Annotated in this window: 16 protein-coding genes; 14 read left to right on the forward strand and 2 right to left on the reverse strand. The window is 64.9% G+C overall.

Annotation, left to right across the window (positions count from 1 at the left end; translation table 11 throughout):
• Positions 1-148: 148 nt before the first annotated feature.
• On the forward strand, positions 149-625 hold the full coding sequence (greA, locus tag ACG97_RS08795) for a transcription elongation factor GreA (RefSeq protein WP_047966974.1): 477 nt from the start codon (positions 149-151) through the stop codon (positions 623-625).
• Positions 626-697: 72 nt separating this feature from the next.
• On the forward strand, positions 698-1,129 hold the full coding sequence (locus ACG97_RS08800) for a DUF4149 domain-containing protein (protein ID WP_047966975.1): 432 nt from the start codon (positions 698-700) through the stop codon (positions 1,127-1,129).
• A gap of 112 nt (positions 1,130-1,241) precedes the next feature.
• On the opposite strand, the gene yhbY is transcribed toward ACG97_RS08800, so the two are convergent.
• On the reverse strand, positions 1,242-1,562 hold the full coding sequence (yhbY, locus tag ACG97_RS08805) for a ribosome assembly RNA-binding protein YhbY (protein ID WP_202902728.1): 321 nt from the start codon (positions 1,560-1,562) through the stop codon (positions 1,242-1,244).
• A gap of 94 nt (positions 1,563-1,656) precedes the next feature.
• Between yhbY and rlmE the strand changes: the two genes are divergently transcribed.
• From rlmE to ACG97_RS08830, 5 genes are all read left to right on the forward strand, one after another.
• A complete protein-coding gene (rlmE, locus tag ACG97_RS08810) occupies positions 1,657-2,274 on the forward strand; it encodes a 23S rRNA (uridine(2552)-2'-O)-methyltransferase RlmE (RefSeq protein ID WP_047966977.1) in 618 nt (205 codons plus the stop codon).
• A 70-nt stretch (positions 2,275-2,344) separates the two neighbouring features.
• Entirely contained in the window at positions 2,345-4,252 is a 1,908-nt protein-coding gene (gene ftsH / locus ACG97_RS08815) for an ATP-dependent zinc metalloprotease FtsH (RefSeq protein WP_047966978.1), read from the forward strand.
• Between the two features lie 65 nt (positions 4,253-4,317).
• Positions 4,318-5,148: a dihydropteroate synthase gene (folP, locus tag ACG97_RS08820; protein ID WP_047966979.1), complete on the forward strand. Its 831-nt coding sequence runs from the start codon at positions 4,318-4,320 to the stop codon at positions 5,146-5,148.
• A gap of 78 nt (positions 5,149-5,226) precedes the next feature.
• Positions 5,227-6,558, forward strand: coding sequence for a phosphoglucosamine mutase (gene glmM, locus ACG97_RS08825; protein ID WP_047966980.1), 1,332 nt, complete (start codon positions 5,227-5,229; stop codon positions 6,556-6,558).
• A 178-nt stretch (positions 6,559-6,736) separates the two neighbouring features.
• The gene (locus ACG97_RS08830) at positions 6,737-7,381 is read left to right on the forward strand and encodes a DedA family protein (RefSeq protein ID WP_047966981.1); all 645 of its coding nucleotides are present in this window, start codon (positions 6,737-6,739) and stop codon (positions 7,379-7,381) included.
• A gap of 48 nt (positions 7,382-7,429) precedes the next feature.
• On the opposite strand, the gene ACG97_RS08835 is transcribed toward ACG97_RS08830, so the two are convergent.
• Positions 7,430-7,756 (reverse strand): FKBP-type peptidyl-prolyl cis-trans isomerase, encoded by a 327-nt coding sequence (locus ACG97_RS08835; RefSeq protein WP_047966982.1) that lies wholly within the window; start codon positions 7,754-7,756, stop codon positions 7,430-7,432.
• Positions 7,757-7,960: 204 nt separating this feature from the next.
• Here ACG97_RS08835 and ACG97_RS08840 point away from each other — a divergent pair, with 204 nt between their 5' ends.
• From ACG97_RS08840 to ACG97_RS08870, 7 genes are all read left to right on the forward strand, one after another.
• Complete coding sequence (locus ACG97_RS08840) at positions 7,961-8,689, forward strand: DUF2189 domain-containing protein (RefSeq protein ID WP_238377302.1); 729 nt, start codon at positions 7,961-7,963, stop codon at positions 8,687-8,689.
• Between the two features lie 14 nt (positions 8,690-8,703).
• On the forward strand, positions 8,704-9,654 hold the full coding sequence (locus ACG97_RS08845) for a D-2-hydroxyacid dehydrogenase (protein ID WP_047966984.1): 951 nt from the start codon (positions 8,704-8,706) through the stop codon (positions 9,652-9,654).
• Between the two features lie 134 nt (positions 9,655-9,788).
• Positions 9,789-11,099, forward strand: a complete 1,311-nt coding sequence (locus ACG97_RS08850; protein ID WP_047966985.1) for an NAD(P)/FAD-dependent oxidoreductase — start codon at positions 9,789-9,791, stop codon at positions 11,097-11,099.
• Positions 11,096-11,863 carry a DUF1365 domain-containing protein gene (locus tag ACG97_RS08855; RefSeq protein WP_047966986.1) on the forward strand — a complete coding sequence of 256 codons (768 nt, stop codon included), beginning with the start codon at positions 11,096-11,098 and terminating at the stop codon, positions 11,861-11,863. Before ACG97_RS08850 ends, ACG97_RS08855 begins: the two co-directional genes overlap by 4 nt.
• Positions 11,860-13,080 carry a cyclopropane-fatty-acyl-phospholipid synthase family protein gene (locus tag ACG97_RS08860; protein ID WP_047966987.1) on the forward strand — a complete coding sequence of 407 codons (1,221 nt, stop codon included), beginning with the start codon at positions 11,860-11,862 and terminating at the stop codon, positions 13,078-13,080. The genes ACG97_RS08855 and ACG97_RS08860 overlap by 4 nt, the downstream gene beginning before the upstream one ends.
• A gap of 34 nt (positions 13,081-13,114) precedes the next feature.
• The gene (locus tag ACG97_RS08865) at positions 13,115-13,567 is read left to right on the forward strand and encodes a chalcone isomerase family protein (protein WP_053068117.1); all 453 of its coding nucleotides are present in this window, start codon (positions 13,115-13,117) and stop codon (positions 13,565-13,567) included.
• A partial coding sequence (locus ACG97_RS08870) for an MFS transporter (protein WP_047966989.1) occupies positions 13,564-13,911 on the forward strand: 348 nt, incomplete at its 3' end. The genes ACG97_RS08865 and ACG97_RS08870, both read left to right, overlap by 4 nt.

Genomic DNA, 13,911 nt, shown 5'->3' on the forward strand with positions numbered 1-13,911 from the left:
AAGGTTGGCCGCATGCGGCCAACCTTTGAACCCGGAGCAAAATCTCGTTACAATCACCGCTGAATCAAACGTCCAGCAAAGCCGCCGTCCCGTACGGCGGCTTGCGCTTTTATCACAGGGCAGCAGTACGCCCTTGGAGAACCGAGTCATGAACAAAGTCCCGTTGACCGTGCGTGGTGCCGAACAGCTGAAGGCCGAATTGCAGCGTCTGAAAAGCATTGAGCGTCCGTCGGTGATCGAGGCCATTGCCGAAGCGCGCGCGCAAGGCGATCTATCCGAGAATGCAGAATACGACGCCGCCAAAGAGCGCCAAGCCTTTGTCGAGGGCCGTATTGCCGAGCTGGAGGGCAAAATCTCCAACGCCCAGATCATCGATCCGACCGAGCTGGATGCCGACGGCCGCATCGTGTTCGGCACCACCGTGCTGCTCACCGATCTGGAAAGCGAAGAAGAAAAGACCTACCAGATCGTCGGCGACGACGAAGCCGACATCAAGCTGGGCAAGGTGTCGGTCAACTCGCCGATCGCGCGCGCGCTGATCGGCAAGGTGGAAGGCGACGTGGCCGAGGTGATGGCCCCGGGTGGCATCCGCGAGTACGAAGTGCTGGAAGTGCGCTACATCTGAGCGCGGCGGCTGGCTGCGGCCAGGCGGGTGCTGTAACGTTGGCCGCAAAGCCGGCCGGGAAGAGGAAGACCAATGGACGGATTGCGTGCAATTGCCCGGACCCTGTGGATCGGCGGCATGTGGGTGGTCGGCATCATCGTGGCCCCCATCCTGTTTTCGGCACTGGATAACGTGACCGCCGGCATGGTGGCGGGGCGGCTGTTTGCCGCCATCGCCTGGGTCGGGCTGGTGTGCGGCATCTTCCTGCTCGCCGACTACGTGCTGCGCTACGGCGCACGCGGCCTGAAGCAGGGCGGTTTCTGGCTGCTGCTGGGCATGCTGGTGTGCATCGTGATCAACCACTTCGCGGTGACACCGATCATCGCCAGCCTCAAGCTGCAGATGAACCATGCCGCGGAAGGGCTGTTCGGTGGTGGCTTTGCCACCTGGCATGCCATCTCCAGCCTGATCTACCTGCTGCAAAGCCTGATGGCGCTGGTGTACCTGCTGCGCAGCGACAACTGAGCCGTACTACCTTTGTGCGGGCCGACAAAGACAAAGCGGTGGCATCGCCACCGCTTTTTGTCTGTCATGCGCGCGCCGCGGTCCGTGACCGCCGCCCGCTAGCCGGCAACGCTCAAGGGCGTGCCTTGAGTGCCTTCTTGCTTTTAGGCAGGTCGATGCGCTTGGCCTCGGACGGGCGGAACAGCACCAGCAGCTTGCCGATGTGCTGCACTTGACCGGCGCCCAGATCGTTTGCAATCTGGTCATACATGGCCACGCGTGCCGCGCGGTCGTCGCCGAGAACGCGCACCTTGATCAGTTCGTGGGCGTCCAGGCTGACGGCGATTTCACGGATAACCGACTCGGTCAGGCCATTGTTGCCGATCATCACGACGGGGCTGAGCGAGTGGGCCAAACCCTTCAGATATTGGCGCTCGACTGGGGTCAGTTCGATTTTCATTGTGGCTTCAAGTTTCAGATTAAAAAACGATTTTACTAAACTTTAGGTCATTCCCCAAACGGCACATGCATTAATTACTGGAATCCACATGGCAAGAAGCAAGTCTAGCAACGCCTGGCTGCGTGAGCACGTCAACGATCACTATGTGCAAATGGCCCAAAAAGACGGCTATCGCGCACGCGCCGCGTACAAACTGCTGGAAATCAACGACAAGGACAAGCTGATCCGGCCGGGCACCGTGCTGGCCGATCTCGGCTCGGCGCCGGGCAGCTGGTCGCAGGTGGCGGCGCGCATCGTCGGCGACAACGGCAAGGTGTTTGCCATCGACATCCTGCCGATGGACCCGATCGCCGACGTCGCCTTCATCCAGGGCGACTTCCGCGACGACGAGGTGCTGGAGGAGTTCGTGACCATGCTCGGCGGGCGGCAGCTGGACCTTGTAATTTCCGATATGGCGCCCAATATCTCAGGGATGAGCGGGATTGATCAGGCCAGAAGCTTTCATCTGAATGAGCTGGCACTGGAATTTGTCCGTGACCATTTGAAACCCGGCGGCAGTTTTCTCGTCAAAGTGTTCCAGGGCAGTGATTTTCAGCCCTATCTGAAAGCCATGCGCGAGCTGTTTGGCGAAGTCGTAACGCGTAAACCCAAGGCCTCGCGCGACCGTTCCAGTGAAATCTACCTGCTGGGCAAAGACCGTCGCTGACAGTGCGACGTGCCGGGTTTACAATAGAAAAAACCATTTACCAAGTCAGGGCACATAGGAGCACGCTCTTGTGAACAATATCGGAAAAAACATCGCGATCTGGGTCATCATCGGTCTTGTACTGATGACTGTGTTCAACCAGTTTACCAAGCGCCAGGAAACCCAGAATCAGGTCGAGTATTCGCAATTCATGAGCGATGTGGAGTCCGGCAAGATTCAGACGGTGAGCATTGAAGGCAATCCGCTACGCGGCCAGTGGGTGCGCGGCAAGCGTACCGACGGCTCCAGTTTCAGCACCTATGCCCCGTTCGACGTGAAAATGGTGGACGTGCTGATCAAGAACAACGTGACCTTCTCCGCCAAGCCGGAAGAGGAACCGTCGATGCTGATGAGCATTTTCATCAGCTGGTTCCCGATGCTGCTGCTGATCGGGGTGTGGTTCTTCTTCATGCGCCAGATGCAGGGCGGCGGCAAGGGCGGCGCGTTCTCGTTCGGCAAGAGCAAGGCGCGCATGCTGGATCAGGACACCAACACCGTGACCTTTGCCGACGTGGCCGGTTGCGATGAAGCCAAGGAAGAGGTGAAGGAGATCGTCGACTACCTGCGCGATCCTTCCCGCTACCAGAGCCTGGGTGGCCGCATTCCACGCGGCATCCTGCTCGCCGGCTCGCCGGGTACCGGTAAGACCCTGCTGGCCAAGGCCATCGCCGGCGAAGCCAAGGTGCCGTTCTTCAGTATCTCCGGTTCCGACTTCGTCGAAATGTTCGTCGGCGTCGGTGCTTCCCGCGTGCGCGACATGTTCGAGCAGGCGAAGAAGAACGCGCCGTGCATCATCTTCATCGACGAGATCGACGCCGTCGGTCGCCAGCGTGGCGCCGGCCTCGGTGGCGGCAACGACGAACGCGAACAGACCCTCAACCAGCTGCTGGTGGAGATGGACGGTTTCGAGACCAACCAGACGGTGATCGTGATCGCCGCCACCAACCGTCCGGACGTGCTGGACCCGGCGCTGCAGCGCCCAGGCCGTTTCGACCGCCAGGTGGTGGTGCCGCTGCCGGATATCCGCGGCCGCGAACAGATCCTGAACGTGCACATGCGCAAGGTACCGATTGCCGCCGACGTCGACGCGCAGATCATCGCGCGCGGTACGCCGGGCTTCTCCGGTGCCGACCTCGCCAACCTGGTCAACGAAGCCGCGCTGTTCGCCGCGCGCCGCAACAAGCGCCTGGTCGACATGCTGGACTTCGAATCCGCCAAGGACAAGATCATGATGGGCGCCGAGCGCAAGTCGATGGTGATGTCCGAGGACGAGAAAAAGAATACCGCCTACCACGAGTCCGGCCATGCGGTGGTGGCCAAGCTGCTGCCGAAGTCCGATCCGGTGCACAAGGTCACCATCATCCCGCGCGGCCGTGCGCTGGGGGTGACCATGCAGCTGCCGGAAGAAGACCGCTACGCCTACGACCGCGGTTATCTGATGGACCGCATCGCCATCCTGTTCGGCGGCCGCATCGCGGAAGAGCTGTTCATGAACCAGATGACTACCGGCGCCTCGAACGACTTCGAGCGTGCCACGCAGATGGCGCGCGACATGGTGACCCGCTACGGCATGTCCGACCGTCTCGGCCCGATGGTCTACGGCGAGAACGAGGGTGAAGTGTTCCTCGGCCGTTCGGTGACCACCCACAAGAACATGTCGGAAGCCACCATGCAGCAAGTGGATCAGGAAATCCGCCGCATCATCGACGAGCAGTACGCGCTGGCGCGCCGCCTGCTGGACGAGAACCGCGACAAGGTGGAGGCAATGACCGCCGCGCTGCTGGAGTGGGAAACCATCGATGCCGAGCAGATCAACGACATCATGGCCGGCAAGACGCCGCGTCCGCCATCGCCGGGCGCCGGTTTCAACAAGCCGGACAGCAAGCCGCCGGCACCACCGGCACCAGAACCATCGGTGACGCCGGCACAAGAACTGTAAGGCAGGTCAGGTAAACAACAGGGTGTCAGTCCAGGCTGACACCCTGTTTTGCATTGGAGAAAGCTATGTCGGTTTTTGCCTGCGGCAGGTTCAGCCTGTCGCTCGAGCGCCCGCTGCTGATGGGCATTTTGAACGTGACGCCGGACTCCTTTTCCGATGGCGGCAGCTACAACCGGCTGGATGCGGCCTTGGCGCACGCCGAGCGCCTGCTGGCCGACGGTGCCGACATCCTTGACATCGGCGGCGAGTCGACACGGCCGGGCGCGCCCTACGTCAGCCCGGAAGAGGAGCTGCAGCGGGTGCTGCCGGTGCTGGAAAGGTTGGCCGCATTGCAGGTACCGCTGTCGCTGGATACCCGGCGCACCTCGGTGATGCGCGCCGCGCTGCAGGCCGGTGCCGTCGACCTGATCAACGACGTGTCGGCGCTGGAAGACGAGGGTGCGCTGGCATTGGTGGCGGCGGCCAACGTCGGCATCTGCCTGATGCACAAGCAGGGCAATCCGGACACCATGCAGCAGCAGCCGGACTACGCCGATGTGGTACAGGAAGTCGGTAGCTACCTCGCCCGCCGCATCGAGCTGTGTCTGGCGCACGGCATCGCCCGCGACCGGCTGCTGGCCGATCCCGGCTTCGGTTTCGGCAAGACGCTGCAGCACAATCTGCAACTGCTGCGCGAGTTGCCGCAGCTGGAAGTACTGGCCGGCGCACCGCTGCTGGTCGGCATGTCGCGCAAGTCGATGCTGGGCGCCATCACCGGCGAGCAGCAGCCGGACCAGCGCCTCGGTGCCAGCGTGGCGGCGGCGTTGCTGGCAGCACAGCGCGGTGCCAAGGTGATCCGCGTGCACGACGTGAAGGCCACGCACCAGGCGCTGCAGGTGTGGCAGGCGCTGGGCTGAAACCGGCTGTGGCGGCAGTTGCCCCCGCAAGCAGGTGGCGATGTAAAATCGGCAGGATAAAAGTCTGAAGGAACAATAATGAGCCGCAAATATTTTGGTACCGATGGTGTGCGTGGCGAAGTCGGCCAGTTTCCGATTACCCCCGATTTCGTGCTGCGCCTGGGCTATGCCGCCGGCAAGGTGCTGGTCGATCACGAGCGGCAGGAACACCCGACGGTGATCATCGGCAAGGACACCCGTATTTCCGGCTACATGCTGGAAGCGGCGCTGCAGGCCGGCCTCACCGCCGCCGGTGTCAACGTGCTGCTGACCGGGCCGCTGCCGACGCCGGGCATCGCCTATTTGACGCGCGCGCTGCGCTTGTCGGCCGGGGTGATGATTTCCGCGTCGCACAATCCGTATCAGGATAACGGCATCAAGTTCTTCGCCGAGGGTGGCAAGAAGCTGGACGACGCGCTGGAGCGCGAGATCGAGGCGATGCTGGATTCGCCGATGCAGACCAGCCCGTCGCGCGAGCTGGGCCGCGCACGGCGCATCGACGGTGCCGCCGACCGCTACATCGAATTCTGCAAGAGCACCTTCCCCAACGAGCGCAACCTGAAGGGCCTGAAGCTGGTCGTAGATTGCGCGCACGGCGCCACCTACCACATCGCACCGAAGGTGTTCCACGAGCTGGGCGCCGAGGTGATCACCATCGGTGGCGAGCCGAACGGCTACAACATCAACGACGGCGTCGGTGCCACCCACACCGAGGCGATCAGCCAGGCGGTGCTGCAGCATGGTGCCGATCTCGGCATCTCGCTGGACGGCGACGGCGACCGGCTGATGATGGCCGACCGCCACGGCAAGGTCTACGACGGCGACCAGCTGATCTACGTGATCGCCAAGGCGCGCGCGGCGCGCGGCCAGCTCGGCGGCGGCGTGGTCGGCACGGTGATGACCAACCTGGCGATGGAGCTGGCCTTGCAGCAGCAGGGCATCGCCTTTGGCCGCGCCAAGGTCGGCGACCGCTACGTGCTGGAACTGCTGCACGAAAACGGCTGGCAGGTCGGTGGCGAGGCGTCCGGCCACGTGCTGTGTCTGGACAAGCACACCACCGGCGACGGCATCATCTCCAGCCTGCAGGTGCTGGCGGCGCTGGCCGAGCTGGACAGTGATCTGGCCACCATCTGCAACGACTGGCAGCCGTTCCCGCAGAAGATGATCAATGTGCGTCTCAATGGCCAGGACTGGCAGGCCGCCAGTGCCGCCAAGTACGCCGAGGCACAGCTGGCGCTGGCCGGCCGTGGCCGCGTGGTGCTGCGTCCGTCCGGTACGGAACCGGTGGTGCGCGTGATGGTCGAAGCGGATGAACTGGCGCTGGCCGAGCAGTGGGCCGGCCAAATCGCCGCGGCGATCGAAGCGGCCTGACGGCGTACCGGCATCGGCGCAAGCCACCTGCGAAGGTGGCTTTGTTTTTGCCGTGGCGACCTAACCATAGTCAAGCAGGGCGCCACGGGGGCTGTGCTATGATGGCAGCCGCTCTCTGAACTGCTTCGCCTGGCCTTGCCGGAAGTACTTCGACCGATCAACAGCTTGTCAGGCCGACATGGATATCCTGCAGATTCTTCTCGATTTGTTCACGGGATATGGCTACTTTGCCGTATTCATCGTGTTGCTGGTGTGTGGTTTTGGTGTGCCGATTCCGGAGGATATTACCCTGGTCGCCGGCGGCATCATTTCCGGGCTGGGCTATACCGACGTGCACGTGATGTTTGCGGTGGGCATGGCCGGCGTGTTGTTTGGCGATGGCCTGATGTTCCTCGCCGGCCGCGTCTACGGCGACCGTGTGCTGCGCTTCAAGCCGATTGCCAAGGTGATGACGCCGGAGCGTTTTGCCGCGGTACAGGAGAAGTTCGCCCGTTACGGCAACTGGGTGCTGTTCGTCGCCCGTTTCCTGCCCGGCCTGCGTTCGCCGATCTTCCTGACCGCCGGGCTGACACGGCGTATCCCGTACTGGCGTTTCCTGTTGATGGACGGTTTTGCCGCGCTGATCTCGGTGCCGGTGTGGGTGTATCTCGGTTACTTCGGTGCACGCAACCACGAGTGGCTGATGCAGATGGTGCACCGTGGCCAGGCCGGCATCCTGATCGCCATCGCGCTGCTGGCGGTGGTGCTGGGCGGCTTCTACTGGCGCCACAAGCGGCGCGAGTCGAAAGCCCGGCGCAACGCCGAAGACCTGATCGCCAAATGAATAATGCCCCGCAGCGCGGGGCATTATTCATTGCCGGGTGAGGCGGGGTCAGCCGACCTGCAGCAGCTCGACCTCGAATACCAGGGTGGCGTGCGGCGGGATCACGCCACCGGCACCGCGGGCGCCGTAGCCCAGCTCGGCCGGGATGGTCAGCTTGCGCTTGCCGCCGACCTTCATGCCCTGCACGCCCTGATCCCAGCCCTTGATCACGTAGCCTTCGCCCAGCACGAAGCTGAACGGCTGGTAGCGATCCTTGCTGGAATCGAATTTGGTGCCATCGGTCAGCCAGCCGGTGTAGTGCACGGTCACTTCCTGAGCGGCCACGGCTTCCGCGCCGTCGCCTACCAGCAGGTCTTCGATGATCAGTTCTGCCATGAGATGTCCTTGTTTTGCTGCATTAGCGAAAACGGCATTTTAACAGTCCGCTACCGCGCCGTCGAAATCTTGATATTGTCTTTGCCCTTCAATTGCTTATAAAGAGAAAGCGGAGCAGTTTTCGCCTACGACTTTATCTGACATAGGGGAATGGCAATGGACATTACTCATCTACCGTCTCATGAGCATATAGTGGTCAGGCATGTGACGCCCGATCAGCCGCTGCAGTGGCTGCGCCTGGGCTGGCAGGATTTGCGGCGCGCACCGGCGGATTCGCTGTTCTACGGCGCCGTGTTTGTGGTGATGGGCTTCTTGCTGAACATGTATTTCGACTTCGCACCACAGCACGTGATTACCCTGGCAACGCTGTTCCTGCTGGGCGGTCCGTTCCTCGCCATCGGCCTGTACGATATCGCGCGGCAGCTGGAAGCACCGGGTAGCGGGAAGGTGACGCTGATGCACAGCATGACCGCGTGGCGCGTCAACATGCCGGGCTTTACCCTGTTTGCCGCCTTGCTGGCGGTGCTGGTATTCGGCTGGTTCCGCGTTTCGCTGCTGATGTTCGCACTGTTCTTCCAGGGTAGCGTGCCGTCGCTGGAACAGCTGGTGGTCTCCGCCTTCACTGCCGAGAACCTGCCGTTCCTGATTGCCTACTTCGGCACCGGCTTCTTCTTTGCCGTGGCGGTGTTCGCGCTCAGCGTCTGCGCCATTCCGATGATGCTGGACAAGGAAGTCGATACCGTCACCGCGATGGTGATGAGCGTGCAGGCGGTGTATCGCAATTTGCTGACGATGCTGGTATGGGCGGCTATGATCGTGGTCCTGACCGCGATCGGTTTTGCTACCCAGTTCATCGGCCTGTTGCTCATCATGCCCCTGATCGGGCTGTCCAGCTGGCATGCCTATCGCGCCCTGATCAACTTCGAGCGCTAGCACCTGTCCATTCCATGAATCTCCACATCGTGTTTGTCGACCGGGACAGCTTGCCTGTCCCGGTGCCGTCTTGTGCCTTCCCGCACCGCTTCAGCGCCTATCCGTCCACCAGCCGCGAGCAACTGCTGGCCCACTGTGCCGATGCCGACATCGTGATCAGCAACAAGGTCGCGTTCGATGCGGCCACGTTGGCCGCATTGCCGCGGCTGAAACTGCTGGCCATCGCCGCTACCGGCTACAACCACATCGATGTCGCCGCCTGCCGCGAGCGCGGCATCGCGGTGAGCAATATCCGCCACTACGGCGACGACACCGTGGCGGAACATGCCTTCATGCTGATGATGGCGCTGATGCGCAACCTGCCGGCCTACCAGCGCGATGTCGCCGCCGGGGTGTGGCAGCAGGCGGCGCAGTTCTGCCATTTCGGCGCGCCGATCCGCGACCTGCAGGGCGCGACACTGGGCATCGTCGGCAGCGGCGGCATCGGCCAGGCGATGGCGCAGCGCGCGCGCGCTTTCGGCATGCGCGTGCAGTTTGCCGAGCGCAAGGGCGCGGCCACGGTGCGCGACGGCTACGTGGCGTTTGACGCGCTGCTGGCCAGCTCCGACGTGATCTCGCTGCACTGCCCGCTGAACGACGACACCCGCAACCTGATCGCGCAGCCGGAGCTGATGGCGATGAAGCCGGGCGCGGTGCTGATCAATACCGCGCGCGGCGGGCTGGTGGACGAGGAAGCACTGGTGGCGGCGCTGAAATTCGGCCAGCTCGGCGGCGCCGGCTTCGACGTGCTGTCGGTGGAGCCGCCGCGCGACGGCAATCCGCTGCTGAAGGCGCGCCTGCCGCACCTGATCGTGACACCGCACGTCGGCTGGGCCAGCGGCGAGGCGATGGCCAGGCTGGCGGCGCAGCTGGTCAGCAATATCGAGGCCTGGCAGCGCGGCGAACGGCAGCACCGGCTGGACTGAGCCGGCGCTCATGTAGTGGACAAAGCCTGACGATGTCAGGCTTTTTTGTTGAACTTTCCATTTTTGTACAGGACAAACATTTGACAATCAGTTGTGATTGACCGATAACGCACTATCGATAAAGGACTGACATCATGAAAATTGCGGTGGTGGGTGCCGGCATTGCCGGCTTGTCCTCGGCCTGGCTCTTGAGCCGGGCCGGACACCAGGTGGTGCTGTTCGAGGCCGCGGCCTACGCCGGCGGCCACAGCAACACCGTCGATGTCGAGCTGGAAGGCGTCCGCGCGCCGGTGGACACCGGCTTCCTGGTGCACAACGACCGCACCTATCCCAACCTGATCCGCCTGTTTGCGCTGCTGGGCGTGCCGGTGCGTGCCAGCGAGATGACTTTTTCGGTGGTGCTGGAGCAGGAGAACGTGGAGTGGGCCGGCAGCAGCGTCGCCACGCTGTTCGCGCAGAAGCGCAACCTGTTGCGGCCAACCTTCTGGCGCATGGTCGGCGACATCCTGCGCCTGCACCGGCTGGCGCCGCAGCTGCAGCGGGAAAGCCGCGACAGCGGCGAGACGCTGAGCCAGATCCTCGATCGCTACCGCTTCAGCGCGGCGCTGCGCGACTGGTATCTGCTGCCGATGGGGGCGGCGATCTGGTCCAGCTCCACCCGCGACATGGCCGCGTTCCCGGCCTCGACCTTCTTCGATTTCTGCGCCAACCACGGCCTGATGCAGATACTGGACCGGCCGCAGTGGAAAACGGTGCAGGGCGGTTCGCGCGAGTACGTGCAGCGCATGGTGGCCGGCATCGGCGAGGTGCGGCTGTCGTCGCCGGTACGACAGGTGCGTCGCGACGAGCGCGGCGTGACGCTGTGCAGCCGCCACGGCGAGGAGCACTTCGAGCAGCTGGTGCTGGCCTGCCACAGCGACCAGGCGCTGGCGCTGCTCGGCGACGCCAGCGACGCCGAGCGCGCGCTGCTGTCGCAGTTGCGTTACCAGCCCAACCGCGCGGTGCTGCACACCGACGCTTCCTTCCTGCCGGCGCGACGCCAGGCGTGGGCAGCGTGGAATTACCGCATGGGCGAGGGCGGGCCGTCGTCGCAGCCGGTGATGGTCAGCTACCTGCTCAACCAGCTGCAGGGGCTGCCGTTCCGCAGTCCGGTGATCGTGACGCTGAACCCCTACCGCGAGCCGCAGGGCAAGCTGGCGGAGTTCGACTACGCCCACCCGCTGTTCGACCGCGCCGCCATCGCCGCGCAGCAGTCGCTGGCGACGATACAGGGCCGCCAGCGCACCTGGTTTGCCGGCGCGTGGGCCGGCTACGGCTTCCACGAGGACGGCCTCAAGGCCGGCATGGCGGTGGCGCAGGCGCTCGGCGCGCCGATCCCGTGGGACATCAGCGTGCCGCTGGCCGCACCGCCGCTGCAACCGCAACCGGTGGTGATTGCGCCATGAGCACGTTCTCCGTCTACCGCGGCCGCGTCTGGCACGGACGCAGCGCGCCGGCCCGCCACCAGTTCAGCTACCGCCACGCCTGGCTGGCGCTGACTCTGCTGCCGGGGCAGCCGGAGCCGGCCAGCATCCGCCTGGCGCCGGGGGTGAGCTGGCAGCGCCGCCGCCACGGCCCGCGCGACGGCTCGCCGCTGCTGCCGTGGCTGACGGCAAGGTTGGCCGCAAGCGGGGTACACGACATCGCGCGCATCGAGCTGCACACCCTGCCCAGCCTGTGCGGCTACGTGTTCAACCCGGTCAGCTTCTACCTGGTGTTCGATGCCGCCGCCACGCTGCGCGCGGTGTGGGTCGAGGTCAGCAATACCTTCGGCCAGCATCATGACTACTGCCTGCACCACCCCGACCATCGTGCCATCGGCAGCCGCGACCTGCTGACCGCCGGCAAGGCGCTTCAGGTGTCGCCGTTCTTCCAGGTGGAGGGCAGCTACCGCTTCCGCTTCCTGCGCGCGGCGGACGGCCGCTTCGCGGTGCGTATCGAGTACCGCCGCGACGACGAGCACAACGACTTCGTCGCCACCCAGCAGGGCACGCCGGTGCCGTACTCGCCGGCGCGGCTGTGGCAGCTGCTGCTGGCCACCGGCCTGCTCGCCGTGGCGGTGTGGGGGCGCATCCACTGGCAGGCGCTACGGCTGTGGCGCAAGAAAGTCCCGTTTTTCGGCAAGGATGGCCGTGTGGCCACCCCGGCCCCTCCCGGAGAGTTGTCATGAATGCATCCTCGCGTACCCTCGCTTCGCCGCAGGACTTGCGTGCCCCGCTGCTGGTGCGCCCGCTGCTGCTGGCCCTGTCGCGCCTGCAGTACGGCGAGCTGACGCTGATCACCCCCGACGGCGGCAGCTACCTGTTCCGCGGCGCGCATCCCGGCCCGCAGGCACAGCTGCAGGTCTACGACTGGCGCGCGTTGCGCCGCATCGTGCTGGCCGGCGACATCGGCCTTGCCGAGGCCTGGCGTGACGGCTGGCTGACGTCGCCGGACTGGACGTCGCTGCTGCAGCTGGCGCTGGCCAACGAGGCCGCCTTCGAGCAGGCGATCCACGGCAGCTGGCTCGGCACCGCCGGCTACTGGCTGAAGCACCTGACGCGCGCCAATACCCGCCGTGGCAGCCGCCGCAACATCCACGCCCACTACGACATCGGCAACGACTTCTACCGGCTGTGGCTGGACCCGGGCATGACCTATTCCGCCGCCATCTTCAGCGGCGAGGCCGGGCAGACGTTGGCCGCAGCGCAGGAGGCCAAGTACGAACGCATCCTGGCGCGGCTCGATGCGCAGCCGGGGCAGCGCATCCTGGAGATCGGCTGCGGCTGGGGCGGCTTTGCCGAGTACGCGATCCGCAGCCGCGGCGTGCACGTCACCGGCGTGACCCTGTCGCCGTCACAGCTGGAATGGGCGCAGCAAAGGTTGGCCGCAGCGGGGCTGGCGCAGCAGGCCGATCTGCGGCTGCAGGACTACCGCGACATCGACGGCCAGTTCGACCACATCGTGTCGATCGAGATGCTGGAGGCGGTCGGCGCGCGCTGGTGGCCGCGCTACTTCCGCACCCTGCACGACCGCCTCAAGCCCGGCGGCCGGGCGATGGTGCAGGTGATCACCATCGGCGACGACTACTTCGCGCGCTACCAGCGCGGTACCGACTTCATCCAGCAGTTCATCTTCCCCGGCGGCATGCTGCCGTCGCCGGCGGCGCTGGACCGCGAGATCGCCGGCGCCGGGTTGCAGCTGGCCGAGCGCTATACCTTTGGCCGCGACTACGCCGAGACACTGCGGCGCTGGTTGCATGATTTCAACGCCGCGCTGCCGCAGGTGTATGGCCAGGGCTTCGATCAGGCTTTCGTGCGCCTGTGGCAGTTCTACCTGCACTACTGCATCGCCGGCTTCGATGCGGGACGCACCGATGTCTGCCAACTGGAAATCCGTCGCCGCTAGCGTGGCGCTGCTTGTCGCACAGATGGGAAATGCCATGGCACTGCCAGCAGAACTGAACGGTTTGCAACTGCGCGGCCAGGGCACGCTGCGCTGGTTCGGCTTCAAGCTGTACGACTCGGCGCTGTACACCCCGGCGGCGCAGCCCTTCCAGTGGGCGCGGCCGTTCGCGCTGGAGATACGCTACGCGCGCAGCATTGCCGGCGCCAAGCTGGTGGAAACCAGCCTCGAGGAAATGCTGCGCTACGGCATGCCGGAGCGTTCACGTGCGGCGTGGGCCGAGCACATGCGGCGCGCCTTTCCCGACGTAAAGGAGGGCGACGTGCTGCTCGGCGCCATGGACGGCGCGGTGGTGCGCTTCTGGCTTAACGGCCGCCTGACCCACCGCATCGACGACCCGCTGTTCGGGCAGCTGTTTTTCCGCATCTGGCTGGATCCGGCATCGCGGGCGCCGGCGGTGCGCGAGCAGCTGCTGGGTGGCCGCGGATGAACGCGCTGAGCACGCGCCAGCTGGCACTGAGCGGCCTCGGCGGCCTGCCGCTGGCGATGGTGGCGCTGCCGCTGTACGTGCACACCCCGGCGCTGTACGCCGCCGATTTCGGCGTGGCGCTGGCCAGCCTCGGCTGGGTGCTGCTGCTGGCGCGGCTGTTCGATACCGCCATCGACCCGCTGCTCGGGCTGTGGCAGGACCGCCTGTCGCCGCCGCGGGCGCGCGCGCTGCTGCTGCTGGCCGCCGGCGGCGGCCTGGCCGGTTTCGGCTGGCTGGTGATGCCGCAGCGCGACTGGCCGCTGCTGCCGCAACTGGCCGCCTCGCTGCTGCTGGTGTACCTGGCG

This window comes from Vogesella sp. EB (genome assembly GCF_001037925.1).
In the GTDB taxonomy this organism is placed as follows: domain Bacteria; phylum Pseudomonadota; class Gammaproteobacteria; order Burkholderiales; family Chromobacteriaceae; genus Vogesella; species Vogesella indigofera.